This is a genomic window from Streptomyces sp. NPDC052016 (genome assembly GCF_044548445.1).
Classification (GTDB): domain Bacteria; phylum Actinomycetota; class Actinomycetes; order Streptomycetales; family Streptomycetaceae; genus Streptomyces.
Genome location: NZ_JBIUBX010000017.1, coordinates 107,207 through 133,350, shown reverse-complemented (window position 1 = coordinate 133,350; position 26,144 = coordinate 107,207). Strand labels below are relative to the sequence as shown.

The following is a 26,144-nucleotide window of genomic DNA, read 5'->3' as shown; positions in this document are numbered from 1 at the left end:
TCGAACCCGCGGCCGCCCCATTATGAGTGGAAGTAGGTCCTGCCTTCGCACCTGGACGTTCATCACTCTAGGAGGCGTACCGCGGGACGGGCGAACGAATTTATCAGCGGCGCCGGCGCTTCCAGGGCCCGGTGATGGCGAGCAGGATGCCGGGGGTCTGGATGTTCGCGAACAGGGTGCGGCCGTCGGGCGAGAAGGTCACCCCGGCGAACTCGCTGTACTCGGGCTCCTCCTCGGTGCCGATGTTCAGTTCATTGCGGGCGATGGGGTACGTGCGGCCGCTGTCGGTGGCGCCGAAGAGGTGGGACACGCCCTCGCCGTCCTCGGCGATGACGAGGCCCCCGTAGGGGGAGACGGTGATGTTGTCGGGGCCGTCGAAGGCTCCGTCGGCGGAGGGGTCGGGGTTCACGCCGAGCAGGACCTTCAGGGTGAGGGTGCGGCGCTTGGGGTCGTAGAACCAGACCTGGCCGTCGTGCTGGCCGGGGCTCTCCTCGCGCGCGTAGGAGGAGACGATGTACGCGCCGCCGTCGCCCCACCACATGCCCTCCAGCTTGCGGGCGCGGGTGATCTCGCCGGCGGAGAACTGCTTGCGGACGGGCGTGGTCCGCGCGTCGCGGTCGGGGACGTCCACCCAGTCGACGCCGTAGACCGTGCCGATCCGCGTGGCGCGGGAGAGGTCGTCGACGAACTTGCCGCCGGAGTCGTAGCACTTGGGGGCCTGCAGGACGCCGGCGTCGTCGGCGAGGGTCCGGAACCTCCCGCGGCCGTGCTCGAAGCCCTTCGGCGGGGTCCAGCGGAAGAAGAGGCCGTTGGGGTTCGCGGCGTCCTCGGTGAGGTAGGCGTGGCCGCGCCTGGGGTCGATGACGACGGCCTCGTGGTCGTACCGGCCGAAGAACTTCAGGGGCTTGGGGTCCTTGTTGGCGCGCCGGTCGACAGGGTCGACCTCGAAGACGTAGCCGTGGTCCTTCGTCATGCCGTTGACGCCGGCCCGGTCGGAGTTCTCCTCGCAGGTCAGCCAGGTGTCCCACGGGGTGCGGCCGCCCGCGCAGTTGGTGGAGGTGCCGGCGATGCCCACCCACTCGGCGACCCGGCCGTCGGGGCGCACCTCGACGACCGTGCAGCCGCCGGACGCGGCCGGGTCGTAGACCAGGCCCTCGGTGAGCGGCACGGGGTACTCCCAGTTGGCGCGCGGTCCCTTCAGCTCGTGGTTGTTGACGAGGAGGGTGGTGCCGCGCGGGCCGTCGAAGGTGGCCGTGCCGTCGTGGTGGGAGGGGGTGAACTCGCCCGACTCCAGCTTGGTCCGCCCGCTGTGGGTGAGGACGCGGTAGGTGAATCCGGCGGGCAGCGCGAGCACGCCCTGGGGGTCGGGGATCAGCGGTCCGTAGCCGACCCCGCCGTGCGCGGCCGTCGACGCCTCCCCGGAGCGCTCGGTGTCCGTCGACGCGAGGGCGCCGGGCGCGCTGGCGAGGGCGCCGACGCTGCCCGCCAGCACGACTCCGGCACCGGTGACCGCGGATGTTCTGGCGAAGTCCCTGCGGGTGAGCGACATGGTGTCTCCTGAGACGGTGGGTGTGCCGTGGAGGGTGGCGGACCTCGGGTCGGCGACACCGTTTCGCCCATGCCTGAACGCGGGTTGAACGGCGGGAGACTTCGGGTGGACTGCTTGCGTGCGTCCGTGGGGGCCGGGGTGGGAAGAGGCCGTGGGGCCTCTTCCCGGTGCGTGTGTCAGCCGCCCTGCTGGGACCGCGCCTTGAAGGCGGCCTTGCGGGCCTCCTTGGCGATGCGCTTGTCGGGGTGCAGCCGGCCCATCGCCTCCAGGACGTCGGCCGTGGCCGGGTGCTCCACCCGCCAGGCCGCCGCGAAGAAGCCGCTGTGCTGCTGGGCGAGTCCCTCGACCAGGCCCTGGAGCTCCTCCGAGTTGCCCTCGGCGGCCAGTTGCGCGGCCACGGTGTCGATGGTCAGCCAGAAGACCATGTCCTCGGAGGGGGCCGGTACGTCCGCGGCGCCCAGCTCGCTGAGCCAGACCCGGGCGAGGCCGCCGAGCTCGGGGTCGTCGAGCACCTCGCGCACCGCGGGTTCGGCCTGTCCGCCGACGAGGGAGAGGGCCTGCTGGCAGCGCAGCCGGCGCAGCGGCGCGCCCTTGTCGGAGCCGCGGGCGGCGGCGAGCAACTCCCGTGCGGCGGCGACCGGTTCGCGGCGCGCCAGCCACTGCTCGGTCTCGGCGCGCGCGGCATGCGGGCCGTAGGAGGCGCTGCCGTCGAGGAGGGCGTCGGCGCCCTTGTCGGCGAGGTCGCCGACGGCGGGCGCCTCGAAACCGGACTCCAGCAGACGGGCCCGCAGGCCGTACTGGCCGAGCGGGGTCAGGCGGACCATGCCGTAGCGGGAGACGTCGGTCTCGTCGACGGGCGCGGCCGGCTCCTCCTCGGGCTCGCCCATCAGGGCCTCGTCGACGGGCTGGTAGACGACCAGGCCGATCGGTTCCAGGAGCCGGAACTGGTCGTCCAGGCGCATCATCGCGTCGGAGACCTGCTCCAGTATGTCGTTGGTGGGTTCGCTCATGTCACCGGGGACGATCACGGAGGCGGCGAGCGCGGGCAGCGGCACGGGGCCGCCGCCGGGGCCGTCCTCGCCGGCGGTGAGCAGGTAGAGGTTGCCGAGCACGCCGTCGAGGAAGGCGGCCTCGGCCTCGGGGTCCCAGTCGAGGCGGGAGAAGTCGACCTCCCCGCCCTCGTCCATGGCCTCGATCAGTTCGTCGAGGTCGGGCACGCTCGCCTCGGCGAGCACCGCCTCCAGGGCGCCGAGCCAGACTGCGAGGACGTCGTGCGGGGAGCCGCCGGTGAGGAGGGCGAGGTCCTCGCCGGCGGTGACGGTGCCGGCCTCCTCGTCGGCGATCTCGACGAGCCCGGCGTCCACCGCGATCCGCCAGGCCTCGCTCGCGTACGCGGCGGCCTCGTCGCCGGTCAGGCCGAGCACCTCGGCGGCGGCCGGCAGCTGTTCCTCGACGAGTCCGCCCCCGGCGTCGACCCGGGTGTCGGGACCGGCCCAGCGGGCGAGGCGGGCGGCGCGGGAGAGCAACGGGGTCGACAGCGCGTCGCGCGCCAGCTCCGCTTCGGGGTGCAGCCGTACGGGCGGCAGGGGGGAGCTGTCTGACATCGGCTGGTTCTCCTAGGACGGTCGTGCCACTCAGTCGCTCAGCCTAGACGGATATCCACCCATGCCGCCCGGTTCATCTCCCGGACGGCTTCCGTACATGGCTGGAACCTTGACAACTGACCTGGGCAGGCACGAGATTGACGCGCGTAGAAGTTGGGGGGACAGGTGTTCACTGTTTTTTCTCCGCGCGTCGTCCGCGTCCCACGCCTCACCCTCGTCCCGGCGCTCATGCACGTCCCCGGAGGGAATCCGTTGCCTAGCAGGTCTTCCGCGCGCCTCGCCGCGCTCACCGTCGCCGCCGTGTGCTCCGCGGCGTCCACCGTCGTCATCGCCGCGCCCGCGCACGCCGACTCGGTGCGCATCCACGACATCCAGGGCACCACGCGCGTCTCGCCGTACGCCGGGAAGCAGGTCACGGACGTGACCGGAATTGTCACCGGCGTACGCACCTACGGCTCCTCCAGAGGCTTCTGGATCCAGGACCCGAACCCCGACGCCGACCCGGCCACCAGCGAGGGCGTCTTCGTCTTCACCAGTTCCACCCCGAAGGTCGCGGTGGGCGACGCGGTCACCGTGTCCGGCACGGTCTCGGAGTTCGTCCCCGGCGGCACCTCGTCCGGCAACCAGGCGCTGACGGAGATCGTCCGCCCGACCGTGACCGTCGTCTCCAGTGGCAACGCCGTCCCTGCCGCGACCGTCGTCGACGCCGGGTCGGTCCCGGCGGCGTACGCCCCGGCCGGCGACCCGGCGGCGAACAACTCGATCAACGGCCTCCCCCTGCGGCCCACGCAGTACGCCCTGGACCGCTACGAGTCCCTGGAGGGCATGAACGTCCAGGTCTCCGACGTCCGCGTGGTCGGCGCCACCGACCCGTACACCGAGCTGTGGGTCACGGTGAAGCCGTGGGAGAACCGCAACCGCCGCGGCGGTACGGTCTACGGCTCCTACGACTCCCAGAACACCGGCCGGCTGATGATCCAGTCGCTCGGCAAGGTCGCCGACTTCCCGACGGCGAACGTCGGCGACTCGCTCACCGGCGTCACCGCGGGCCCGCTGGACTACAACCAGTTCGGCGGCTACACCCTCGTCGCCAACCAGCTCGGTACCCTGAAGAGCGCCGGGCTGGAGCGTGAGACGACGCGGAAGCAGAAGAAGGGCGAGCTGGCGGTCGCGACGTACAACGTCGAGAACCTCGACCCGTCCGACGCCACCTTCGAGGAGCACGCCTCCGCGATCGTGAACAACCTGCAGTCGCCCGACATCGTGTCCCTGGAGGAGATCCAGGACAACAACGGCGCGACGAACGACGGCACCGTGGCCGCCGACCGGACGGTGACCCAGCTGATCGACGCGGTCGTCGCGGCGGGCGGCCCCCGGTACGACTGGCGCGCGATCGACCCGGCGGACGACACCGACGGCGGCGAGCCGGGCGGCAACATCCGCCAGGTGTTCCTGTTCAACCCGGAGCGGGTCTCCTTCACCGACCGCGCGGGCGGCGACGCCACGACCGCCGTCGGGGTCACCGAGGAGCGCGGCAAGGCCGCCCTGACGGTCTCCCCCGGCCGCGTCGACCCGGCGAACACGGCCTGGAAGTCCAGCCGCAAGCCGCTGGTCGGCGAGTTCGTCTTCCGGGGCCGCACGGTCTTCGTGATCGCCAACCACTTCAACTCCAAGGGCGGCGACCAGGGGCTGACCTCGCAGTACCAGCCGGTGGCGCGCAGCTCCGAGTCCCAGCGCCACCAGCAGGCGGCGCTCGTCAACGCCTTCGTCAAGGACGTCCTCGACATCCAGAAGAACGCGGACGTCATAGCGCTCGGCGACATCAACGACTTCGAGTTCTCCGGCACCGCCCAGATCCTCGAGGGCGACGGCGAGTTGTGGTCGGCCATCAAGTCGCTGCCGAGGAGCGAGCGTTACTCCTACGTCTACCAGGGCAACAGCCAGGTCCTCGACCAGATCCTGGTCAGCCCGTCGATCCGGCGCGGCTGCGACTTCGAGTACGACAGCGTGCACATCAACGCGGAGTTCAACGACCAGATCAGCGACCACGACCCGCAGGTGCTGCGCTTCAAGCCGTGACGCCGGCCGGAGCACGGCGCGGGGCCGCCCGGACACCCGTCCGGGCGGCCCCGCCGCACGTCCGCCGGGCGTCAGTCCGGCACGAGACCGACGGCGTGGGCGAAGCGGCTGCCGGTGAAGCCCTTGACCCCGGGGTACGTCCGCACCCGCTCCCACGACTCCTTCTCCGGCGCGGCCACGCTCTCGTCGTAGGCCCGCGCGCTCTCCCACTCGGCGTAGTTCAGGATGTGGGTGCCGTCGGTGCTGAGGTGGAAGTGGGCGGAGATCAGGCCGCGGTGGCCGTCGGGGTCGTCGGCGAGGGACTTCAGGACGAGATCGGCCCAGTCGGCGCGGTGCTCGGCGGCGTCCGGTGCGAAGTCGATCCGTACGGTGACGATCAGTCCCGGGACCCGGGTGTCGCCGGCGGCGCGCTCACGGCTGCGGTGGCGCCGGTAGCGGCCGAGCCACTGCCGCTCGATGCCGGGCACGGCGGTGTCGATCTCGTCGTTGCGTTCCTGCCGGTGGGTCCTGACGAAGGCCTCGTAGGCCTGCTCGCCCGTCCATCGGGAATGGTGCAGCAGGGTCGAGCCGTCGTGGCCGGTGTAGAGGTGGTAACCGAGCAGGTCGGCGGTGGGCCAGGGGCGCCGCTCCCAGGTGTGCGCGACGGCCTCGACCGCCCTGGCCTGGCGTTCGGGTGTGCCGACGCGCCAGGTGCTGAAGAAGGGGGCGCCGACGCGCGGGTCGGTGACGTCGGGGTGGGTGTCGGTACGACGAGTCATGTCCACCACGTTCCGACCTCAACCATGATTCAGGTCAAGTCCGCGGTTCGCGACCGGCTTTCGGGCAACCCGCCGGTCATGGACGAAGACACGGACGACACGGACGGCAGGGACAGTCCCGGGCGGTTGCCCGCACGGTCGTGGTGGGCGGTGGCCCGGCGCACGGCGAAGGAGCTGTTCGACGACGAACTCTCCGACCGGGCGGCCGCGTTGACGTACTACGGCGTTCTGTCGCTGTTCCCGGCGCTGCTGGTGATGGTGTCGCTGCTGGGGGTGGTGGGACAGCGCGCCACGGACCACATCCTCGACAACACGGGCGAGTTGGCGCCGGGCCCGGCGCGGGAGATCCTGCGGGACGCGGTGGTCCAGCTGGGGGACAGCGGCGGCACGGGGAGTGTGCTCGCGGTCGTCGGCCTGCTCGCCGCGCTGTGGTCGGCCTCCGGGTACGTCGCCGCCTTCATCCGCGCGGCCAACGCGGTGTACGACCTGCCGGAGGGCCGCCCGGTGTGGAAGCTGACGCCGCTGCGGCTGGCACTGACCCTGACGCTGATGCTGATGCTGGCGGCCAGCGCGCTGATCGTCGTGTTCACCGGGCCGGTCGCCGAGCGGGCCGGGCGGCTGGTGGGCGTCGGTGACGCGGCGATCGCCGTGTGGGGCGTCGTCAAGTGGCCGGTGCTGCTGCTCCTGGTCGTGCTGATGATCGCCCTGCTGTACTGGGCGGCCCCCAACGTCCGGGGGCGCGGCTTCCGCTGGATCTCCCCCGGCAGCGTCGTGGCAACGCTGATCTGGGTGGGCGCCTCCGCCGGGTTCGCCGTCTACGCGGCCAACTTCTCCCTCTACAACCGGACCTACGGCACCCTCGCCGGTGCCGTCGTCTTCCTGGTGTGGCTGTGGCTGAGCAACCTGGCCATCCTGCTGGGGCTGGAGTTCGACGCGGAGCTGGCCCGGGAGCGGGCGGTCGTCTGCGGCGGGCGGGCGGCGGAGGAGGAGCCGTACGTGGAGCCGCGGGACGTGCGGAAGTGGCCGGCACGTCTGCGGGCGGCCTGGTGCGGGGCACACCGTGGGAGCGGGGTCTGGCGGGCCGCGCGCAGGTGATGCGGCGGCGAGGCAGACGGACGAGGCAGGCGGACAGCAAACGAGGAAGGGCCCGGCACCCGCAGTGGGGGTGCCGGGCCCGCTCCTGCCGCCTAGTGGGATGCCCGGCGCCACGTCAGCATCGCCGCGGCGGCGAGCGTCGCCCCTGCCGCCACCGCGATCAGCACCGGCCGCGGGTGCTGCCGCGCGTATCGCACCGGCGTGCGCAGCGGCGCGGGAGCGCGGTGCTCGACGGTGTCGCCGGCCCGAGCCACCGTGTCCTGCAGGCCGTGGCCGGTCTCCCTCGCACGGTCCTGAAGGCTGTGGCCGGCGCTCTTCGCCTTGTCCTGCACGGTGTGCCCCGCACCCTTCGCCCGGTCCTGAAGCGTGTGGGAGGTGTCCTTCGCCCGGTCCTGGACGATGTGCCCCGCACCCTTCGCCCGGTCCTGGACGGCGTGGGTCGCCTGGGCCGCCGTGCTGCGGAGCTGGACCGTCATCGCGCCGGCGCGGTCGCGGAGGTCGGCCGCGCGGGCCCGTGCCCGGCCCTTGATGTCGGTCTTCGCCGCGAGCTCCTCCACCGTCTGGCCCAGCTGACTCCTGGTCTCCGCTATCTGCCGACGCAGCTCCGCGGAGCCGCCGGCACCGCTCGCCGTACCGTCCGAACCTGTCCTGTCCGTCATCGGTGCGCCCTTTCCCTGATCTCCTCGACGTCCGCCCTGACGCTGCCGATGGCTTCCTTGGGGGTCGGGGGTGTCGCCCGGCGCAACTGACCGCGGCCGATCGCGGCCAGCACGGCGGCGATCACGAACAGCACCGCCGTGACGATCAGCGCCGCGGCCCAGACGGGCAGCGCCAGGGAGAGGGCGGCGACGCCCGTGCCGGCGAGGGCGAGCAGACCTGCGTAGGCGAACGCGCCCGCGGCCCCGAGCATGCCGCCGCCGCGGCCCGCGCGACGGCCCTTCTCGGTCAGCTCCTCCTTGGCGAGGGCGATCTCCTGCCGTACGAGCCGGGAGAGCTGCTCGGTGGCCTGGCCGACGAGTTCGCCGACCGTGTGGTGCCCGTCGTGGACGGGCCGGGTGTCCATGGTCCCGGTCACGGTGTTCCGCCTCCTCTCGGTTTCGGAACACCCGGGTACCCCGGCGGTCCGCCGCTACCCCTGCGCCGCCTCGCCGGGGCGGCGCTCGCCGGGGCTCGCCGGCCGGGCCCGGCACCGGTCGAGCCGCGCCCGCAACAGGGCCGCCACGGCGACCAGTTCGGCACGCCCGGGCCGGGCGGACGACGTCGTCGACCGCTCCGGCCCGGGGCGCCGCGCCACCCCTTGCGCTCGCACCGCTTCGGCGGTCCCCCGGCTCGGCAGCGGGCTGATCCCGGTCCTCCCGACCCGACGTCTCAGCAATCCTTACACATACCTCGCAGAAAATTTAAGTGGAGCTACGTGATCGACAGGTCGAGACTGACCCCATGACGCACTCCGACTCCTCCACGCCGCCCTTCGGACGCGCCCTCTGCGCGATGATCACCCCCTTCACCGAGGCGGGTGTCCTCGACCTCGACGGTGCCCAGCGGCTCGCCGGGCGGCTGGTGGCGGGAGGCTGCGACGGGCTCGTGCTGTCCGGGACGACCGGGGAGTCGCCGACGACCACGGACGCCGAGAAGGCGGAGCTGGTGCGGGCGGTGCGGGCGGCCGTCGGCGACGGCGTCCCCCTGGTGGCGGGTGTCGGCACCGCCGACACCCGCCACACCGTCGACCTCGCCCGCGCCGCCGAGAAGGCCGGCGCGGACGGGGTGCTGGTGGTCAGCCCCTACTACAGCCGGCCACCCCAGGACGCCCTGGAAGCACACTTCCGGGAGGTCGCGGACGGCTGCGGGCTGCCCGTCATGCTGTACGACATCCCCGGGCGCACCGGCACCCGCATCGAACCGGACACGCTGATCCGTCTCGCCGGACACCCCCGGATCGTCGCCGTCAAGGACTGCGCCTACGACCTCCTCGGCACCCAGAAGGTGCTGTCCCGCACCGAGTTGGCGTACTAGGCGGGCTGCGACGAGCAGATCCTCGCGCTGTACGCGGTGGGCGCCGTGGGATACGTCAGCACCGTCGCCAACGTCGTGCCGGAGCAATTCCGGGCGATCATCGACGCGTTCGACGCCGGAGACACCGGGCGGGCGGCGCGGCTCCAGCGACGGGCCATGGAGCTCATCGAGACCATGATGGCCTCGGGCACGCCCGGCACGGTCACCGCCAAGGCCCTCCTCACCTCACTGGGCCTGCCCGCCGGACCTGTCCGGGCGCCGCTGCGGGATGCCCGGCCGGAGACGGCCGACGCCTTGCGGGCGGCCTACGCACGACTGGCGGCCGAGCCGGTCGTCTGATCCCGGGCAGTTCGGTCCGCTGATCCTGGTCGGATCATCACCGTCCCGCCTACCGTGGCCCGATGCGCCGACCGTTGCTCTACCTCGACGTCGACGGGCCCCTCAACCCCTACGCGGCCAAGCCGGAACGTCGGCCCGCGGGCTACACGACCATCAGGGCCGCCGTGCGCCCCGGCCGTCCGCTGCGCGTGTGGCTGCATCCCGGGCACGGGGCCGCCCTGCTGGCGTTGCCCTACGAGCTGTGCTGGGCCACCACATGGATGGGCGAGGCCAACCGGTGGATCGCCCCTGTGATCGGGCTGCCCGAGTTGCCCTACGTGGACTTCGGCGAGCGGCTGTTCGCCGTGCGGGACGACCTGGTGCACTGGAAGACGGAGGTCCTCGTGGCGCACGCCGCGGGACGGCCCTTCGCCTGGGTGGACGACGAGCAGTCCCCCGCCGACCAGGCGTACGTCGCCCGGCACCACCCCGCGGCCGCCCTGCTGCACCACGTCAACCCGCGGATCGGACTGCGCGACCCCGACTTCGCGGCGCTGACGGCGTTCGCGAAGGAACTCCCGTCGTGACGCCGCCCCCTTCCGTGGCCGCCGCACCAGCAGCGAAAGCGCAGCTCACCAAGATCCCCGGCAAGACCCAGGGCAAGCATCTCAGGTGGCGTCGCGTGGCGGATCCGGCAGGTTGTGCCATGCGTGACCACACCCTCCGGTGCAGTACAACGTCCGCCGGCGGGTGTCCGCAATGCTGAAGAGGGCGACGAGCAGGCGGAAGGACTGGGTGAGTTCGTGGGCCGGAAGTGCTTCCATTCCGAAGCGCCACTTCGTGAGCATCACCGCCGGCGTGTGTGTGGGGCGGATGCCGGAACGCGCGATGCTCTCCGACACGTCCTCCTCGCAGGCGCGGGCCTGCCCGCAGAACAACACCAATGAGTGCAGGACCTTGCGTTGGTCATCCTCTGAGAGGCCTTCGAACCACTCGACGCCCTCGGCCACCGGTCTGAGCCCCTGTGCGAGACCGTTCAGGATCACCTCGTGTGCGTACACCGCAGGATTCCATCTCCGTGGGTCAGCACCGAGCGCCCTCCCGGGCCGCCTCAGGCCGTGGAAGGGCGCTCAACGATGACCAACGCCGACAGCTGCCGACAGCTCGACAGCCGGTCAGGACGTTGATCGACAAGGCGGCCGCAGGTCACGGCCGCCGGTGATCAGTTGTGGCTGTGGAGAATCTCGTTCAGGCCGCCCCACACCGCGTTGTTCGGGCGGGCCTCCACCGTGCCGGTGACCGAGTTGCGGCGGAAGAGGATGTTGGAGGCGCCGGAGAGCTCGCGGGCCTTGACGATCTGGCCGTCGGGCATCGTCACGCGGGTGCCCGCGGTGACGTAGAGGCCGGCCTCGACCACGCACTCGTCGCCGAGGGCGATGCCGACGCCCGCCTCGGCACCGATGAGGCAGCGCTCGCCGATGGAGATGATCACATTGCCGCCGCCCGAGAGGGTGCCCATGGTGGAGGCGCCGCCGCCGATGTCGGAACCGTCGCCGACGACCACGCCCGCGGAGATGCGGCCCTCGACCATGGAGGTGCCGAGCGTGCCCGCGTTGAAGTTGACGAAGCCCTCGTGCATGACCGTGGTGCCCTCGGCGAGGTGCGCGCCGAGGCGGACGCGGTCGGCGTCGGCGATACGGACGCCCTTGGGCGCGACGTAGTCCGTCATGCGCGGGAACTTGTCGATCGAGGTCACCTGGAGGTGCAGGCCCTCGGCGCGCGCGTTGAGGCGGACCTTCTCGATGTCGTCGACCGCGACCGGGCCGAGGGAGGTCCAGGCGACGTTGGCGAGGAAGCCGAACATGCCGTCCAGGCTCTGGCCGTGCGGCTTGACCAGGCGGTGGGAGAGCAGGTGCAGACGCAGGTAGACGTCGTGCGCGTCGATCGGCTTGTCGTCGAGGGAGGCGATGACCGTGCGGACCGCGACCACCTCGACGCCCCGGCGGGCGTCCGGGCCGATCGCCTTGGCGGCGCCTTCACCGAGCAGCTCCACGGCCTTCTCGGCGGACAGGCGCTCGGTGCCGGAGGGGCCGGGCTCGGTGGTGAGCTCGGGCGCGGGGTACCAGGTGTCGAGAATCGTGCCGTCGGCGGCGATGGTGGCGAGGCCGGCGGCCGCGGCGCCGGTGGTGCGAGGAGCAGTGGTGTCGGTCATGAGGGAAACCTAACCGGCGGGGGGCCGTGGAGGCTAACCAGCGGCGTCGCGTCTCAGGTGGCGGGCGGGACCGTCGCCCGCGGGCGGGACCGGGGCCGCGGGCGGGGCGGGCGGGGCGGGCGGGGGAGGGACCGGGTCCGCAAGCGGGACCGGGGCTGGGGCCGGCGCCGGGGGGGTGGGCGTCGGGGGGTGGGGTCGGCGTCGGGTGCGTGGTGGTGCGACGAGCCCGTCGCCGGTCGGGCGTACGGCTGCCTGTCGGTAGCAGGGGGCCTCGGCTGTGCAGCGCCAGGCGACCGGCTGCGCCGCACCGCCACGACCCGCCCTCCGCCGCGGGGGGGGCGGCTGCGGGGAGCCTGGAGGCGGCGCCGGCGGTGGTCAGGGGGCTGTGGGAGGGATGAGGCGGGCCAGGGCCACGCGGGCGTACTCCTTGTCGTAGGTGCCGTCCGTCAGGAGCACCTGGAGGCAGATGCCGTCCATCAGCGCGACCAGTGCCCTCGCGGTGACCGGGTCGGTGCGCCGGGCGAGCCGGTCGGCGAGGTCCTCGGCCCATTCGGCGGCGACGGGGCGCAGGGCGGGGCGGCGCAGGGCGGCCAGGTAGAGCTCGTACTCGCGCTCGACTCCGGTGCGGTCGCCCGCGAGCCATGCGCCGAGCAGGTCCGCGAGTTCGGTGGCCAGGTCGGTGTGGCGGTCCGTCAGGCCGCCGTGTGCGGCGACCATCCTGGCGAAGCCCTCGTTCGCCTGGCGCAGGGCCGCGACCATCAGGTCGTCGAGGGTGGCGAAGTGGTAGGTGGTGGAGCCGAGCGGTACGTCCGCCTCGGCCGCGACCGTGCGATGGGTGAGGCCGGCGAGCCCCTTGTCGCCGACCACCCTGATCGCCGCGTCGATGATCCGCCGGCGCCGGTCGGGGTCGTAGCGGCGCGGCATCAGTGAGCACCGCCGAGGTTCAGGATCACCACTCCCGCGACGATCAGCAGGACGCCGGTGACCTTGGCGAGGGTGAGCGCCTCGCCGAAGAGGACGAGGCCGATGACGGCGATCGTCGCGGTGCCGACACCGGCCCAGATGGCGTACGCCGTGCCGATGCCGACGGATTTCAGGGTCTGGGCGAGCAGGGCGAAGGAGATGACGTAGCCGAGGGCCGTCAGGAGGGAGGGCCAGAGCCGGGTGAAGCCCTGGCTGTACTTCATGGCGGTCGTCGCGGCCACCTCGGCCGCGATGGCTCCGGCGAGCGTCACGTATCCCATGTGTACGAGCGTACATAACGGCGTCGGCGGCTGTGATGGTTCATCACGTCCTGGCGACGAGCGGTAAGAAACCGTTATGGAAACCGCTCGCTCAAACAGCTACTCGCAGGTCACTTGTTCCACTACTGTTTCAGCGTTCACACACCGGGCCATCGCAGCCGCGGCCGTCGTCAGGGACGCCGCTGGAGGAACAGCGCATGCCAGACAACAAGTCCCGGCCTTCCCAGGAGCATCCCTGGGAGAACGGTTGGGCCCCGGACACCTCCCGGGCACCCGGAACGCGACGCCTGTGGCTGGCCGGCGCTCTCGCCGTGGCCACCGTCGTGGCCTGCGTGACGGCCATCGCCGTCGGGGACAAGCCCGCTGACGGGACGTCGGCCGCGCGTCAGGGGCAGATCGAGGAGACCTCGCCAGGGCTGATCTCCTTCGCCACGCCGTCCGTGAGCGGCTCCCCCACGCCGTCGGCCGGACGGACGAGCGCGTCGCCGTCCGCCTCCGCCTCGCCCCGGCCGCAGGGCAGTTCGTCACCGCGTACGTCGGCCTCCCCCGCCCCGTCGGCGGCTGCGCCGACCAAGGGCGCGCCCGATCCGAGGCCGGCCGCCGTCCGGCGTTCCGTGCAGTCGGCCAACTACCCCGACCGGTACTGGCGGTCGGGCCGCGGCACGGTGCGGCTGGAGCAGGCCGGCGGTTCGGAGTTCCGCGAGGACGCCACCTTCACGGTGGTCGCCGGCCTGGCCGGCGGCTCCTGCCACTCCTTCGTCGCGTCCGACGGGACCTATCTGCGCCACCGCGATTTCGTGCTGCGCGCCGAACGCGACGACGGCTCGGCCCTGTTCCGTCAGGACGCCACCTTCTGCCCCCGCGCCTCCTCCTTCTCCGGCGCGGTCATGCTGGAGGCGGTGAACTACCCGGGCCACTTCCTCCGCCACGAGAACTTCCAGGTGAAGCTGCAGCGGTTCGAGCACGGCGGGCAGTACGCCGCGGACTCGGCGTTCCGACTGGTGAACGGGTTGGCCTGAGACTCCCGGAACACGGAAAAAGCGGCGGCACCAAAAAGGGTGCCGCCGCTTTTCACGCGGTCGGTGGTCTCAGACGTTGAAGCCGAGCGCCCGAAGCTGCTCGCGGCCGTCGTCCGTGATCTTGTCCGGACCCCACGGCGGCATCCAGACCCAGTTGATGCGCAACTCGCTGACCAGGCCGTCGGTGGCGGACTTGGCCTGGTCCTCGATGACGTCCGTCAGCGGGCAGGCCGCGGAGGTCAGGGTCATGTCCACGGTCGCCACATTGGAGTCGTCGATGTGGATGCCGTAGATCAGGCCGAGGTTGACGACGTCGATGCCCAGTTCGGGATCGACCACGTCCATCAGGGCCTCGCGGAGTTCCTCCTCCGAGGCCGGCTTCATCTCCACGGTCTCGCTCATGCCGTCTTCCTTTCGGCGTCGGCGCCCAGCGCCTGGGCCGTCGCGTCCTTCCACGCCATCCAGCTGAGGAGGGCGCACTTGACCCGGGCCGGGTACTTGGAGACGCCGGCGAACGCGACCGCGTCCTCCAGCACCTCCTCCATCGCGTCGTCGGGCTCGATCTTGCCCTTGGACTGCATCAGCTCCAGGAACGTCTCCTGGATCTTCCGCGCCTCGGACAGGTCCTTGCCGACGAGGAGCTCGTTCAGTACGGACGCGCTCGCCTGGCTGATGGAGCAGCCCTGGCCCTCGTACGAGACGTCCTCGATCGTCGTACCGTCGTACCTCACGCGGAGCGTGATCTCGTCCCCGCACGTGGGGTTGACGTGGTGTACCTCGGCGTCGCCGTCCCGCAGACCACGCCCGTGCGGGTTCTTGTAGTGGTCCAGGATGACTTCCTGGTACATGGAGTCCAGCTTCACGTTGTCAGCACGCCCCTCAGCCGAAGAAGTTCCGTACGTGCTCCAGGCCCTCGACCAGCGCGTCGATCTCCGCGGGCGTGGAGTACAGATAGAACGACGCCCGGGTGGTCGCGGGAATTCCGTACCGCAGGCAGACGGGGCGGGCGCAGTGGTGGCCGACCCGGACGGCGATGCCCTGCTCGTCGAGGACCTGGCCCACGTCGTGCGGGTGGATGTCGCCGAGGGTGAAGGAGATCGCCGCGCCCCGGTCCTCGGCCGTGGTCGGGCCGATGATCCGCAGGTCGGGGACCTCCGCCAGCCGCTTCACCGCGTACTCGGTGAGCGCGTGCTCGTGGGCGAGGATCCTGTCCATGCCGATCGAATTGAGGTAGTCGATCGCCGCGCCCAGTCCGACCGCCTGCGCGATCGGGGGCGTGCCCGCCTCGAACTTGTGGGGGGCGGGGGCGTACGTCGACGAGTGCATCGAGACGGTCTCGATCATCTCGCCGCCGCCGAGGAACGGGGGCAGGTCCTCCAGGAGTTCCTGGCGGCCCCACAGGACGCCGATGCCGGTCGGGCCGCACATCTTGTGGCCGGTGAAGGCCACGAAGTCGGCCTGCAGGCTCTGCACGTCCAGCGGCATGTGGGGCGCCGCCTGGGAGGCGTCGACGCAGACCAGGGCGCCGACCTCCTGCGCGCGGCGCACTATCGCCTCGACCGGGTTGACCGTGCCCAGGATGTTCGACACCAGCACGAAGGAGACGATCTTCGTCCGCTCCGTGATGATCTCGTCGATGTTCGAGAGGTCGAGGCGGCCGTCGTCCGTGAGGCCGAACCACTTCAGCTTCGCGCCCGTGCGCTGCGCCAGCAGCTGCCACGGCACGATGTTGGAGTGGTGCTCCATCTCGGTGATGACGATCTCGGTCTCGGAGTCCACGCGGTAGGGCTCGTCGGCCCAGCCCAGCATGTTCGCGACGAGGTTCAGCGACTCCGAGGCGTTCTTGGTGAAGATCACCTCGTCGCGGCTGGGCGCGTTGATGAACTCCGCGACCTTGTCGCGCGCGCCCTCGTACAGCGCCGTGGCCTCCTCGGCGAGCACATGCACACCGCGGTGGACGTTGGCGTTGTAGCGCTCGTAGTACTCGCTCAGGGCGTCCAGCACCTGGCGCGGCTTCTGCGAGGTCGCCGCGTTGTCCAGGTACACGAGCTTCCTGTCGTCGTGGACCAGCCGGTCCAGGACGGGGAAGTCCTTGCGGATCGCCTCGGTGTCGAGGAGGCCCGGCAGCTGTGTCACGCGGATGCGCCACCCTTCGTGTATGCCTCGTAGCCCTCGTTCTCCAGCTTGTCGGCGAGCTCGGCACCGCCGGACTCGACGATGCGGCCGGCCGAGAACACGTGGACGTGGTCGGGCTTGATGTAGCGCAGGATGCGCGTGTAGTGCGTGATCAGCAGGGTGCCGACCTCGCCGGTCTCGCGGACGCGGTTGACGCCCTCGGAGACGACCCGCAGCGCGTCGACGTCGAGGCCGGAGTCGGTCTCGTCGAGGATCGCGACCTTCGGCTTGAGCAGCTCGAGCTGGAGGATCTCGTGGCGCTTCTTCTCACCGCCGGAGAAGCCCTCGTTGACGTTGCGCTCGGCGAAGGAGGGGTCCATGTTGAGGCGCTCCATGGCCTCCTTGACCTCCTTCACCCAGGTGCGCAGCTTGGGGGCCTCGCCGCGGATGGCGGTGGCGGAGGTGCGCAGGAAGTTGGAGACCGAGACGCCGGGGACCTCGACCGGGTACTGCATGGCCAGGAACAGGCCGGCACGGGCGCGCTCGTCGACGGACATCTCCAGGACGTCCTCGCCGTCGAGGGTGACGGTGCCGCCGGTGATCGTGTACTTCGGGTGACCCGCGAGGGAGTAGGCGAGGGTCGACTTGCCGGAGCCGTTGGGGCCCATGATGGCGTGCGTCTCGCCCTGCTTCACGGTGAGGTCGACGCCCTTGAGGATCTCCTTCGTGGCGTTGTCGGCCTCGACGGTGACGTGCAGGTCTCGGATTTCAAGCGTTGCCATGGGTGCCTCAGGACTCCTGGGTGAGGGAGACGAGAACGTCGTCCCCTTCGATCTTTACGGGGTATACGGGGACGGGGCGCGTCGCGGGAAGGCCGGACGGCTTGCCGGTGCGGAGGTCGAAGCTGGAGCCGTGCAGCCAGCACTCGATCTGGCAGTCCTCCACCTCGCCCTCGGAGAGCGAGACGTTCGCGTGGGAGCAGATGTCGTAGATGGCGAACACCTCCCCCTCGGTACGGACGACCGAGACGGGCGTGCCGTCGAGTTCCACCCGCTTCGGGGTGTCCTCCTCCAGCTCGCTCAGCCCACAGGCGCGTACGAAGGACGTCATGCGACCGACGCCTCCAGCTCCTCTTCGATCTTTGCGATGAGGCGCTCCTCGATGTCCGGGACACCGATCTGCTGGACCAGCTCGGCGAAGAAGCCGCGGACCACGAGACGGCGGGCCTCGTGCTCCGGGATGCCGCGGGCCATCAGGTAGAAGAGCTGCTCGTCGTCGAAGCGGCCGGTGGCGGAGGCGTGGCCCGCGCCGACGATCTCGCCCGTCTCGATCTCCAGGTTCGGGACCGAGTCGACGCGCGCGCCGTCCGTGAGGACCAGGTTGCGGTTCATCTCGTACGTGTCCGTGCCCTCGGCCTTGGCCTCGATCAGCACGTCGCCGATCCACACGGCGTGGGCGTCGTCGCCCTGGAGCGCGCCCTTGTAGACGACGTTCGACTTGCAGTGCGGGGTGTTGTGGGTGACCAGCAGGCGGTGCTCCTGGTGCTGCCCGGCGTCCGTGAAGTACAGGCCGAACAGCTCGGCCTCGCCGCCCGTGCCGGCGTACTCGACGCGCGGGTGCAGGCGGACGACGTCGCCGCCGAAGGTGACGACCACGGACTTGAAGGAGGCGTCCCGGCCGACGAGGGCGTTGTGCTGGGCCACGTGCACGGCCTTGTCGTCCCAGTCCTGGACGGAGACGACGGTCAGCTTGGCGCCGTCGCCGAGGACGTAGTCGACGTTGGCGGCGAGCACGGCGTCACCGGTGTGGTCGATGACGACGACGGCCTCGGCGAAGGCGCCCAGCTCGATGACCTGGTGGGCGAAGGCGGTGCCGCCGTCGCCGTGCACGGCGATGCGGATCGGCTCGGTGAGCACGGTCTCCTTGGGGACGGTGACCACGCCGGCCTTCTCGAACGCCGAGTAGGCCTGGGCCGCCACGCGGTCCACGGGGGTGCCGGCCCTGCCGAGCCGGGCGTCGTCACGGCCGACGGTCTCGACGGTGACGCCCTCGGGGGCGTCGACCTCGACCTTCACGCCGTCGCCGGTGGCGACGGCGGTGCCGTCGTGCAGTCCGCGCAGTCGCTCCAGAGGGGTGAAGCGCCACTCCTCCTCGCGGCCGTGCGGGACCGGGAAGTCCGCCACGTCGAAGGACGGGGGCGCGCTCATGCGCGAGACGACGGTCGACTCCGCGGCGACCGCGATCGAGCCCGCGGTGGTGGACCCCACGGGGATGTTCTGAGCCTCAGCCATGGCTGTCGTTGTGCTCTCTTTCCTACGTCAGTTGAGATCCTCGGCCCGCCCGAGGAGGGCGGGCCGCTGCTGCCGGGACGGCGGGGACGGCGTCAGCCGACCGCGCCCTCCATCTGCAGCTCGATCAGCCGGTTGAGCTCCAGCGCGTACTCCATCGGCAGCTCCTTCGCGATGGGCTCGACGAAGCCGCGCACGATCATGGCCATCGCCTCGTCCTCGCTCAGACCACGGCTCATCAGGTAGAAGAGCTGGTCCTCGGAGACCTTGGAGACGGTCGCCTCGTGGCCCATGGACACGTCGTCCTCGCGGACGTCCACGTAGGGGTAGGTGTCCGAGCGGGAGATGGTGTCGACGAGCAGCGCGTCGCAGAGCACGTTGGACTTGGAGCCCGGGGCGCCCTCGCCGATCTCGATGAGACCGCGGTAGGAGGTACGGCCACCGCCACGCGCCACGGACTTCGACACGATGTTGGACGACGTGTTCGGGGCCATGTGGACCATCTTGGCGCCGGCGTCCTGGTGCTGGCCCTCGCCCGCGAAGGCGATGGACAGGGTCTCGCCCTTGGCGTGCTCGCCCATCAGGTAGACGGCCGGGTACTTCATCGTCACCTTGGAGCCGATGTTGCCGTCGATCCACTCCATGGTCGCGCCCTCGTAGGCGACGGCGCGCTTGGTGACCAGGTTGTAGACGTTGTTCGACCAGTTCTGGATGGTCGTGTAGCGGCAGCGGGCGTTCTTCTTGACGATGATCTCGACGACCGCGGAGTGCAGCGAGTCCGACTTGTAGATCGGGGCGGTGCAGCCCTCGACGTAGTGCACGTAGGCACCCTCGTCGACGATGATCAGGGTCCGCTCGAACTGGCCCATGTTCTCCGTGTTGATGCGGAAGTAGGCCTGGAGCGGGATCTCCACGTGGACGCCCGGCGGGACGTAGATGAACGAGCCACCCGACCACACGGCGGTGTTCAGCGCGGCGAACTTGTTGTCACCGGCCGGGATGACGGTCCCGAAGTACTCCTTGAAGAGCTCCGGGTGCTCCTTCAGCGCGGTGTCGGTGTCGAGGAAGATGACGCCCTGCTCCTCCAGGTCCTCGCGGATCTGGTGGTAGACGACCTCCGACTCGTACTGGGCCGCGACACCGGCGACGAGGCGCTGCTTCTCCGCCTCCGGGATGCCGAGCTTGTCGTACGTGTTCTTGATGTCCTCGGGCAGGTCCTCCCAGGACTCCGCCTGCTTCTCCGTGGAGCGCACGAAGTACTTGATGTTGTCGAAGTCGATGCCCGACAGGTCCGAGCCCCAGTTCGGCATGGGCTTCTTCTCGAAGAGCTTCAGGCCCTTGAGGCGGAGCTTGGTCATCCACTCCGGCTCGGACTTCTTCCCGGAGATGTCCTTGACGACGTCCTCGTTCAGACCGCGCTTCGCAGCGGCACCGGCCTCGTCGGAGTCGGCCCAGCCGTATTCGTACTTGCCCAGACCCTCGAGTTCGGGGTGAGCAGTCTCCGTGGGGAGAGTCATGCGGGGTTCCTCCCGGCCGTGCTTGCAGATGCGTTGTGGGAAATCTTGGGGATGAACGTCGTGCAGACGCCGTCGCCGTGGGCGATGGTCGCCAGTCGCTGGACGTGCGTTCCGAGCAGCTGGGAGAAGATCTCCGTCTCCGCCTCGCAGAGCTGCGGGAACTTTTCCGCGACGTGAGCGACCGGGCAGTGGTGCTGGCAGAGCTGCTCGCCGACCGGTGCGCTGCGCGCCGTAGCAGCGTACCCGTCCGCACTCAGGGCCTTGGCCAGCGCTTCGGTGCGCTGTTCGGGGGCCGCGGCCTCGATCGCCTCGCGGTACGCGGCGGCCTGCTCGGCGATCCTCGCGCGCGCGAAGGCGACGACGGCCTCGTCCCCGCCGAACCGCTCCTGGATCCAGCGGAGCGCGTCCGCGGCGAGCTTGTCGTACGACTGGTCGAAGGCGTCGCGACCGCAGTCGGTGAGGGCGAAGACCTTGGCGGGACGCCCGCGGGTCCGCGCGCCGTACACCCGCTGCTCGCGAGCTTCCACGACGTCGTCGGCGACCAGCGCGTCGAGGTGCCGGCGCACGGCGGCCTGGGTGAGGCCCAGCCGCCCGGCCAGCTCGGCGACGGTCGACGGCCCGTGGTCCAGGATGGACCGCGCGACCCGGTTGCGCGTCGAGCGCTCACCGGTCGCCAGCTCCTCCTGAGGGGCCCCCGTGGGGGTCTCCCGAGCCTGTCCGACGTTTTTCACAACGCCATTGTTGCGTAATTCCGCGGAGCCAGGCAAGCGGCGTCCGGAGCGGCGGACGGTGCCCTGCGTCACTTAGGCATACCTAATCTGACCTGCGCAAACGATCTTTGATCGATCAGAGGGGCAAGGAAACCACTGGCCCCCGGAGCACGGGGCGAGGACACTCCGGAAGCATGCCCACACCCTCTCCGACCGGCCCACTCGTCACCCGCGACAGCCTCGCCGTCGACCTGCGCAGGCTGGGTGTCGAAACGGGAGAGACCCTCCTCGTCCACTCCTCCCTCAGCTCGCTCGGCTGGGTCTGCGGAGGCGCCGTCGCGGTCGTCCAGGGACTGCGGGACGCGCTCGGCCCGGACGGCACCCTCGTGGTCCCCACCCAGTCCGGCGACCTGTCCGACCCGGCGCTGTGGGGCCGTCCTCCCGTACCGGAGGAGTGGTGGGAGCGGATCAGGGCCACCATGCCGCCCTACGACCCGCTGATCACCCCCAGCCGGGGGGTCGGCGTGATCCCCGAGAGCCTGCGGACCTGGCCCGGCGCCCTGCGCAGCGCGCATCCGCAGACCTCGTTCGCGGCGCTCGGTCCGCGCGCGGCCGAGATCGTCGAGGGCCACGCACCGGACTGCCGGCTCGGGGAGCGCAGCCCCCTGGCGCGGCTGGAGAAGCTCGGCGCGCGCGTCCTGCTGCTGGGCGTCGGCTACGACAGCTGCACCAGCTTCCACCTCGCCGAGTACCGGATCGAGTCCCCCCTCGTGGCAGTGGGCCGGCCCGCGCCCGGCGGAGGCTGGGAGGTAGTCACCGAGGTGTCCGTCGACTCGGACCGGTTCGACGAGCTGGGCCACGACTTCGAACGGGACCGTCCCGTCGTCCGCGGAAAGGTGGGCGCGGCCGACGCGCGCCTGTTCCCGGTCGCGGACGCGGCGGCCTACGCGCAACGGTGGCTGCCGCTGCACCGGCCGCGCGGGGAGGAGACGGCGTAGGCGGTGACGGGCCGGGAGGCAGCCCCTGTCCCGAGCCCGGAGGAGCGGGGCGCGCTCCCCGTCCCACCTGCGCGGAGGGAGGCTCCCGCCCGGCCCGGTGGGCTTCCCGGGAGCGGATCCCCAACCCGCCGACCTGAGTCCCCGCCCGCGAACCTAGACTCTGGAGCCATGCGAACTGAGCCTGTCGTCCGGGTCCAGGCCCTGGTGAAGCGGTACGGGACGAAGACCGCGGTGGACGGCCTCGACCTGACGGCCCGGCCGGGTGTCACCGCCGTCCTCGGCCCGAACGGCGCCGGCAAGACGACGACGATCGAGACCTGCGAGGGCTACCGCCGGCCGGACTCCGGCACCGTGCGCGTCCTCGGCCTCGACCCCGTGGGACAGGCCCGTGAACTGCACCCCCGCATCGGTGTGATGCTGCAGTCCGGAGGTGTGTACTCGGGCGCCCACGCCGACGAGATGCTGCGGCACGTCGCCAGGCTGCACGCCCGTCCGCTCGACGTGGACGCCCTGATCGAGCGACTCGGCCTCGGCACCTGCGGCCGGACCGCGTACCGGCGGCTGTCCGGCGGGCAGCAGCAGCGGCTCGCGCTGGCGATGGCCGTCGTGGGGCGCCCCGAGCTGGTGTTCCTGGACGAGCCGACGGCCGGCCTCGACCCGCAGGCCCGTCGCGCCACCTGGGACCTCGTCCGGGACCTGCGGGCCGACGGCGTCTCCGTCATCCTGACCACCCACTACATGGACGAGGCCGAGCAGCTCGCCGACGACGTCGCGATCATCGACGCCGGCCGGGTCATCGCCCAGGGCTCCCCCGAGGAGCTGTGCCGCGGCGGCGCCGAGAACACGCTGCGCTTCACCGGCCGCCCCGGTCTGGACGTCGGCTCCCTGCTCAAGGCCCTGCCCTCGGACTCCTCCGCCGCCGAGCTCACCCCCGGTTCCTACCGGGTCAACGGCAAGGTCGACCCGCAGATGCTGGCGACGGTGACCTCCTGGTGCGCGCAGCACGGGGTGATGCCGGACCGGATCTCGGTGGAGCGGCACACCCTGGAGGACGTGTTCTTGGAGCTGACCGGCAAGGAGCTTCGCTCGTGACCACCACTGGCACCTACACCCCCGAGCCGGGCGCGGCCCCCCTCCCCCGCATGATCGCGGCCCAGGCGGCGCTGGAGACGAAGATGCTCCTGCGCAACGGCGAGCAACTGCTGCTCACCGTCGTGATCCCGACGCTGCTGCTGGTGCTGTTCAGCACGGTGGACATCGTCGACACGGGCGCGGGCGAGGCGGTGGACTTCCTCACACCCGGCGTCCTCGCGCTCGCCGTGATGTCCACCGCGTTCACCGGCCAGGCGATCGGGACCGGTTTCGAGCGTCGTTACGGCGTCCTGAAGCGGCTGGCGTCCTCGCCGCTCCCCCGCTGGGGCCTGATGACCGCGAAGACGCTGTCCGTGCTCGTCACGGAGGTCCTCCAGGTCGCCCTGCTGACGGGGATCGCGTTCGCGCTGGGCTGGTCCCCCCACGGCAACCCGCTGGCCGTCCTGCTCCTGCTGGTTCTCGGCACGGCCGCCTTCTCCGGCCTCGGTCTGCTGATGGCGGGCACGCTGAGGGCGGAGGCCACGCTGGCCGCGGCCAACCTGGTGTTCCTGCTGCTCCTGGTCGGCGGCGGGGTCGTCGTGCCGCTGGACAAGTTCCCGCCGGCCGCCCAGGACGTCCTGGGCCTGCTGCCCGTCTCGGCCCTCTCCGACGGCCTGCGGGACGTGCTCCAGCACGGGGCCGGCATGCCGTGGGGCGACCTGGGGATCCTGGCGGTGTGGGCGGTCGCCGGGCTGGCCGCCGCCGGCCGGTTCTTCCGCTGGGAGTGAGGCGCCTGCCCGGCCGCACGGCACGGGGGCCCCTCGTGAAAGCGTGCACAAGCGGCCCCCTACGATGGAACGCGTGCCAAACGTGACCCGCGCCGACGCCGTAGCGGCCGTCCGCAACCCTCTCGCCTTCATCGCCGAACGCTGGACCCCCACACCGCGGACGGTCCAGCGGGCGGCCCTCGCCGCACTCGTGATGTCGGTGGTCATCGTGGTCACCGGCGGCGCCGTGCGCCTCACCGGGTCCGGGCTCGGCTGCCCGACCTGGCCCAAGTGCACCGACGACTCCCTCACCGCCACCAGCGAGATGGGCGTCCACGGCGTCATCGAGTTCGGCAACCGCCTGCTGACGTACGTGCTGTGCGCCGCGGTCGGCTGGGCGATCATCGCCGCCCGCTCGCAGAAGCCCTACCGGCGCAGCCTGACGCGGCTGGGCTGGGCGCAGTTCTGGCTGGTCATGAGCAACGCGATCCTCGGCGGGATCGTGGTCCTCGTCGGCCTCAACCCGTACACGGTCGCCGCGCACTTCGTCGCGACCTCGGCGCTGATCGCCGTCGCGACGGTGATGTGGCAGCGCACGCGGGAGGGCGACACGGCGCCCCGTCCACTGGTCGGCAGGTCCGTGCAGCAGCTGGTGTGGTTCCTGGTCGCGGCCTCGGTCCTGCTGATCCTGGTCGGCACGGTCGTGACCGGCGCGGGCCCGCACGCGGGCGACTCCAGCGAGGTCGAGCGGATGCCCGTCGACTGGGAGTCGGTCAGCAAGGTGCACGCCGTGCTGGCCTGGATCGTGGTGTCGCTGACGTTCGCCCTGTGGTTCGTGCTGAAGGCGGTCGACGCGCCCGCGGGCCCGCTGCACCGCACCCGCGACCTCTTCCTGATCCTGCTCGCGCAGGGCGTCATCGGCTACGTCCAGTACTTCACCGACCTCCCCGAGATCCTGGTCGGCCTGCACATGCTCGGCTCGGCCCTGACGTGGATCGCGGTCCTGAGAGTGCTGCTCGCGCTGCGCGAACGCCCGGAGACGACGGTCGACCTGCCGGGTCCGGCGGCCGAGGCCACGGTTGGCTCGCGCACCTGAGTCGGCCCCGCGCCGCTCGGCCGGGCGCCGGACGGCACCGGCCGGGCGCAGCGGGCGCCTGCCCCACCGCTCCTGCCGCACGTCCCCTTGTTCAGCACGCCTCACTCCAGCCCGTACACCCTTCGCGCGTTCTCGGCCGCCACCAGCCCCGCGACCCGCTGCGCGTCCGCGAGGGACCAGGCGCCCTCGGCGACCCAGGCGCCCAGGACCCTGCCCAGGGCCTCACGGAAGAGACGGGCGCCCACGACGTGCAGTTCGGGCAGCCCCCGGGCGCCGGTGGAGAAGAGGATCTTGCCGAAGGGGGCCAGTTCCAGGATCTCCGCGAGGATCGTCGCCGCGCGGGCGCCGGTGCGCAAGAGCGCGGCGCCGGAGTCGGCGTAGACGTGCGGGAAGGCGCCGGCGAGATGGGCGGCGTGGCGGTGGTACGGGTAGCCGTGCAGGAGGACCAGGTCCGTGCCGAGACCGGCCGTCGCCCGGACGAAGTCCGTGAGGAGGACGGGGTCCGTGCGGTCCGCGCGCGGGCCCGGCGCGCCGAGCCCCGCGTGCAGCTGGAGGGGCAGCCCCGAGGCGACGGCGCTCCACAGCAGGTGCCGTAGCAGGACCGGGTCGCTCAGTTCCCCGCCGACCCGGCGTGCGGACAGCCAGCGGCCCGCCGCGCCCCGCACCTCGCCCGGACCGGGCGGCTCGGGCGCGAGCGCGAGGCCGTGCCGGACGCCGGCCACGGAGGTGAAGGCGACGGCGTGCGCGGCCGCGCCGTGCACCGCCTCGGCGAGGTTGGCGAGGAAGGCCTCGACGGTGCCGGAGGTGTCGGCGACCTGTTCGGCGAGGAGTTCCAGGGGGACGATCTCGCGGGCCTCGGCGCCGCCCGCGGAGGCGATCTCGTCGGGGCCCGTGAGGTCGCCCGGCGGGCCCGTGTCGACGAGGTAGGTCGTGATGCCGCTGCCCCGCAGCAGCCGGCGGCCCGCCTCGAACGCGCCGAGTTCACGGCGCCGGGCGAGATACCGGGCGGGCGGGCAGTGCGGCTCCAGGCCGAGGAGCGGGGGGCACCAGCGGCGTACCGCGAAGCCGGTCTGGGTGTCGAAAAGGGTGGTGCCGGAGGCGGGCGGGCCCTCGGTGCGGGCCAGCTGGGCCTCGAACGTGCCGAGGCCCAGCTCCGTTCTCAGGACGCCGTGGCAGTACTGGTCCACCAGGGACGGCGTTTCGATCATCCGGACTCCCCGACGGCTGGACCGTGTGCTCGGCGTACTCCTCACACGGCCTAACGGGTGAACCCGGTGTCAGGTAGTGCTCAGGTGTTGGACGGGCCGCCGACCTGGATCCCGGCCATGCGCGTCCACTCGTACGGACCGGTCTTCACCTTGGCCGCGAACTCGCCGTCGAAAGCCTCGTGGACGGTGATGCCCGCCTTCTCGACGGCCTGCCTCGCGATGTCGACCGAGGGCGCCACGAGGTCGCCCCAGCCGCCGTCCTCGCCGACGAGCACGATCCGGGCGCCGCGCTCCCCGAGGTAGGCGACCTGGCCCTCCGCACCGCCGTGCGCCTTGGAGAAGGTGCTGATCCGCTTGGCGAGCCGGGCCACCGTGCGCCCGGCCTTCGCGTCAACCTGCTTGGTGTCTGCCATGGTCAGGATGCTACCGACGGGTAGATCGAACGGCGACGGCCGGGGTGCGTGGCCTTGACCACGCACCCCG

Annotated in this window: 27 protein-coding genes and 1 pseudogene; 9 read left to right on the top strand and 19 right to left on the bottom strand. The window is 71.5% G+C overall.

What is annotated here, in order from left to right; genetic code table 11:
• Positions 1–103: 103 nt before the first annotated feature.
• Positions 104–1,549, bottom strand: a complete 1,446-nt coding sequence (locus ACIHAR_RS22170; RefSeq protein WP_400021223.1) for an alkaline phosphatase PhoX — start codon at positions 1,547–1,549, stop codon at positions 104–106.
• A 176-nt stretch (positions 1,550–1,725) separates the two neighbouring features.
• Positions 1,726–3,153 carry a hypothetical protein gene (locus tag ACIHAR_RS22165; RefSeq protein ID WP_365462714.1) on the bottom strand — a complete coding sequence of 476 codons (1,428 nt, stop codon included), beginning with the start codon at positions 3,151–3,153 and terminating at the stop codon, positions 1,726–1,728.
• 252 nt (positions 3,154–3,405) lie between these two features.
• Here ACIHAR_RS22165 and ACIHAR_RS22160 point away from each other — a divergent pair, with 252 nt between their 5' ends.
• Entirely contained in the window at positions 3,406–5,232 is a 1,827-nt protein-coding gene (locus ACIHAR_RS22160) for an endonuclease/exonuclease/phosphatase family protein (protein WP_400021220.1), read from the top strand.
• 71 nt (positions 5,233–5,303) lie between these two features.
• Here ACIHAR_RS22160 and ACIHAR_RS22155 read toward each other — a convergent pair whose 3' ends face one another.
• Complete coding sequence (locus tag ACIHAR_RS22155; protein WP_400021218.1) at positions 5,304–5,990, bottom strand: hypothetical protein; 687 nt, start codon at positions 5,988–5,990, stop codon at positions 5,304–5,306.
• Between the two features lie 78 nt (positions 5,991–6,068).
• On the opposite strand from ACIHAR_RS22155, the gene ACIHAR_RS22150 reads away from it, so the two are divergent.
• Positions 6,069–7,085, top strand: coding sequence for a YihY/virulence factor BrkB family protein (locus tag ACIHAR_RS22150; protein WP_365462720.1), 1,017 nt, complete (start codon positions 6,069–6,071; stop codon positions 7,083–7,085).
• A gap of 92 nt (positions 7,086–7,177) precedes the next feature.
• Here the strand turns inward: ACIHAR_RS22150 and ACIHAR_RS22145 are convergent, their stop codons facing one another.
• Both ACIHAR_RS22145 and ACIHAR_RS22140 read right to left on the bottom strand, forming a co-directional pair.
• The gene (locus ACIHAR_RS22145) at positions 7,178–7,744 is read right to left on the bottom strand and encodes a DUF3618 domain-containing protein (RefSeq protein ID WP_365462722.1); all 567 of its coding nucleotides are present in this window, start codon (positions 7,742–7,744) and stop codon (positions 7,178–7,180) included.
• The gene (locus ACIHAR_RS22140; protein WP_365462724.1) at positions 7,741–8,160 is read right to left on the bottom strand and encodes a phage holin family protein; all 420 of its coding nucleotides are present in this window, start codon (positions 8,158–8,160) and stop codon (positions 7,741–7,743) included. The genes ACIHAR_RS22145 and ACIHAR_RS22140 overlap by 4 nt, the downstream gene beginning before the upstream one ends.
• A gap of 365 nt (positions 8,161–8,525) precedes the next feature.
• Between ACIHAR_RS22140 and dapA the strand changes: the two are divergent.
• A pseudogene (gene dapA / locus ACIHAR_RS22135) lies at positions 8,526–9,437 on the top strand (4-hydroxy-tetrahydrodipicolinate synthase).
• A gap of 62 nt (positions 9,438–9,499) precedes the next feature.
• Positions 9,500–10,003, top strand: coding sequence for a hypothetical protein (locus tag ACIHAR_RS22130; RefSeq protein ID WP_400021215.1), 504 nt, complete (start codon positions 9,500–9,502; stop codon positions 10,001–10,003).
• 81 nt (positions 10,004–10,084) lie between these two features.
• On the opposite strand, the gene ACIHAR_RS22125 is transcribed toward ACIHAR_RS22130, so the two are convergent.
• The 4 genes from ACIHAR_RS22125 to ACIHAR_RS22110 all read right to left on the bottom strand — a co-directional run bounded on the left by ACIHAR_RS22125 (position 10,085) and on the right by ACIHAR_RS22110 (position 12,872).
• Positions 10,085–10,477 (bottom strand): DUF5958 family protein, encoded by a 393-nt coding sequence (locus tag ACIHAR_RS22125; protein ID WP_400021213.1) that lies wholly within the window; start codon positions 10,475–10,477, stop codon positions 10,085–10,087.
• A 161-nt stretch (positions 10,478–10,638) separates the two neighbouring features.
• Positions 10,639–11,628, bottom strand: a complete 990-nt coding sequence (gene dapD / locus ACIHAR_RS22120) for a 2,3,4,5-tetrahydropyridine-2,6-dicarboxylate N-succinyltransferase (protein ID WP_365462734.1) — start codon at positions 11,626–11,628, stop codon at positions 10,639–10,641.
• A gap of 375 nt (positions 11,629–12,003) precedes the next feature.
• Positions 12,004–12,552: a TetR family transcriptional regulator gene (locus tag ACIHAR_RS22115; RefSeq protein WP_365462736.1), complete on the bottom strand. Its 549-nt coding sequence runs from the start codon at positions 12,550–12,552 to the stop codon at positions 12,004–12,006.
• Complete coding sequence (locus ACIHAR_RS22110) at positions 12,552–12,872, bottom strand: multidrug efflux SMR transporter (protein WP_365462738.1); 321 nt, start codon at positions 12,870–12,872, stop codon at positions 12,552–12,554. Before ACIHAR_RS22110 ends, ACIHAR_RS22115 begins: the two co-directional genes overlap by 1 nt.
• 197 nt (positions 12,873–13,069) lie before the next feature.
• On the opposite strand from ACIHAR_RS22110, the gene ACIHAR_RS22105 reads away from it, so the two are divergent.
• Positions 13,070–13,891 (top strand): AbfB domain-containing protein, encoded by an 822-nt coding sequence (locus ACIHAR_RS22105; protein WP_400021210.1) that lies wholly within the window; start codon positions 13,070–13,072, stop codon positions 13,889–13,891.
• A 69-nt stretch (positions 13,892–13,960) separates the two neighbouring features.
• Here the strand turns inward: ACIHAR_RS22105 and ACIHAR_RS22100 are convergent, their stop codons facing one another.
• The 8 genes from ACIHAR_RS22100 to ACIHAR_RS22065 form a co-directional block, all read right to left on the bottom strand.
• On the bottom strand, positions 13,961–14,293 hold the full coding sequence (locus ACIHAR_RS22100) for a metal-sulfur cluster assembly factor (protein WP_073942328.1): 333 nt from the start codon (positions 14,291–14,293) through the stop codon (positions 13,961–13,963).
• Complete coding sequence (gene sufU, locus ACIHAR_RS22095; RefSeq protein ID WP_365462742.1) at positions 14,290–14,754, bottom strand: Fe-S cluster assembly sulfur transfer protein SufU; 465 nt, start codon at positions 14,752–14,754, stop codon at positions 14,290–14,292. The genes ACIHAR_RS22100 and sufU overlap by 4 nt, the downstream gene beginning before the upstream one ends.
• A 16-nt stretch (positions 14,755–14,770) precedes the next feature.
• Positions 14,771–16,027 (bottom strand): cysteine desulfurase, encoded by a 1,257-nt coding sequence (locus ACIHAR_RS22090; RefSeq protein WP_384650346.1) that lies wholly within the window; start codon positions 16,025–16,027, stop codon positions 14,771–14,773.
• Positions 16,024–16,788, bottom strand: coding sequence for a Fe-S cluster assembly ATPase SufC (gene sufC, locus ACIHAR_RS22085; RefSeq protein ID WP_365462746.1), 765 nt, complete (start codon positions 16,786–16,788; stop codon positions 16,024–16,026). Before sufC ends, ACIHAR_RS22090 begins: the two co-directional genes overlap by 4 nt.
• Before the next feature lie 7 nt (positions 16,789–16,795).
• Entirely contained in the window at positions 16,796–17,116 is a 321-nt protein-coding gene (locus tag ACIHAR_RS22080; protein ID WP_365462748.1) for a non-heme iron oxygenase ferredoxin subunit, read from the bottom strand.
• A complete protein-coding gene (sufD, locus tag ACIHAR_RS22075; protein ID WP_365462750.1) occupies positions 17,113–18,297 on the bottom strand; it encodes a Fe-S cluster assembly protein SufD in 1,185 nt (394 codons plus the stop codon). Before sufD ends, ACIHAR_RS22080 begins: the two co-directional genes overlap by 4 nt.
• A gap of 92 nt (positions 18,298–18,389) precedes the next feature.
• Positions 18,390–19,811 (bottom strand): Fe-S cluster assembly protein SufB, encoded by a 1,422-nt coding sequence (gene sufB, locus ACIHAR_RS22070; RefSeq protein ID WP_365462752.1) that lies wholly within the window; start codon positions 19,809–19,811, stop codon positions 18,390–18,392.
• Complete coding sequence (locus ACIHAR_RS22065; protein WP_365462754.1) at positions 19,808–20,542, bottom strand: metalloregulator ArsR/SmtB family transcription factor; 735 nt, start codon at positions 20,540–20,542, stop codon at positions 19,808–19,810. The genes sufB and ACIHAR_RS22065 overlap by 4 nt, the downstream gene beginning before the upstream one ends.
• A gap of 173 nt (positions 20,543–20,715) precedes the next feature.
• Here ACIHAR_RS22065 and ACIHAR_RS22060 point away from each other — a divergent pair, with 173 nt between their 5' ends.
• The 4 genes from ACIHAR_RS22060 to ACIHAR_RS22045 all read left to right on the top strand — a co-directional run bounded on the left by ACIHAR_RS22060 (position 20,716) and on the right by ACIHAR_RS22045 (position 24,453).
• The gene (locus ACIHAR_RS22060; RefSeq protein WP_365462756.1) at positions 20,716–21,519 is read left to right on the top strand and encodes an AAC(3) family N-acetyltransferase; all 804 of its coding nucleotides are present in this window, start codon (positions 20,716–20,718) and stop codon (positions 21,517–21,519) included.
• 168 nt (positions 21,520–21,687) lie between these two features.
• A complete protein-coding gene (locus ACIHAR_RS22055) occupies positions 21,688–22,611 on the top strand; it encodes an ABC transporter ATP-binding protein (RefSeq protein ID WP_365462758.1) in 924 nt (307 codons plus the stop codon).
• Positions 22,612–22,661: 50 nt separating this feature from the next.
• On the top strand, positions 22,662–23,378 hold the full coding sequence (locus ACIHAR_RS22050) for an ABC transporter permease (protein WP_400021320.1): 717 nt from the start codon (positions 22,662–22,664) through the stop codon (positions 23,376–23,378).
• Positions 23,379–23,442: 64 nt separating this feature from the next.
• Positions 23,443–24,453, top strand: coding sequence for a COX15/CtaA family protein (locus ACIHAR_RS22045; protein WP_365462760.1), 1,011 nt, complete (start codon positions 23,443–23,445; stop codon positions 24,451–24,453).
• Positions 24,454–24,554: 101 nt separating this feature from the next.
• Here the strand turns inward: ACIHAR_RS22045 and ACIHAR_RS22040 are convergent, their stop codons facing one another.
• Together ACIHAR_RS22040 and ACIHAR_RS22035 are read right to left on the bottom strand one after the other, a co-directional pair.
• Positions 24,555–25,661 carry an amidohydrolase family protein gene (locus ACIHAR_RS22040; protein ID WP_400021204.1) on the bottom strand — a complete coding sequence of 369 codons (1,107 nt, stop codon included), beginning with the start codon at positions 25,659–25,661 and terminating at the stop codon, positions 24,555–24,557.
• A gap of 80 nt (positions 25,662–25,741) precedes the next feature.
• Entirely contained in the window at positions 25,742–26,074 is a 333-nt protein-coding gene (locus ACIHAR_RS22035; RefSeq protein ID WP_365462764.1) for a hypothetical protein, read from the bottom strand.
• Positions 26,075–26,144 lie beyond the last annotated feature (70 nt).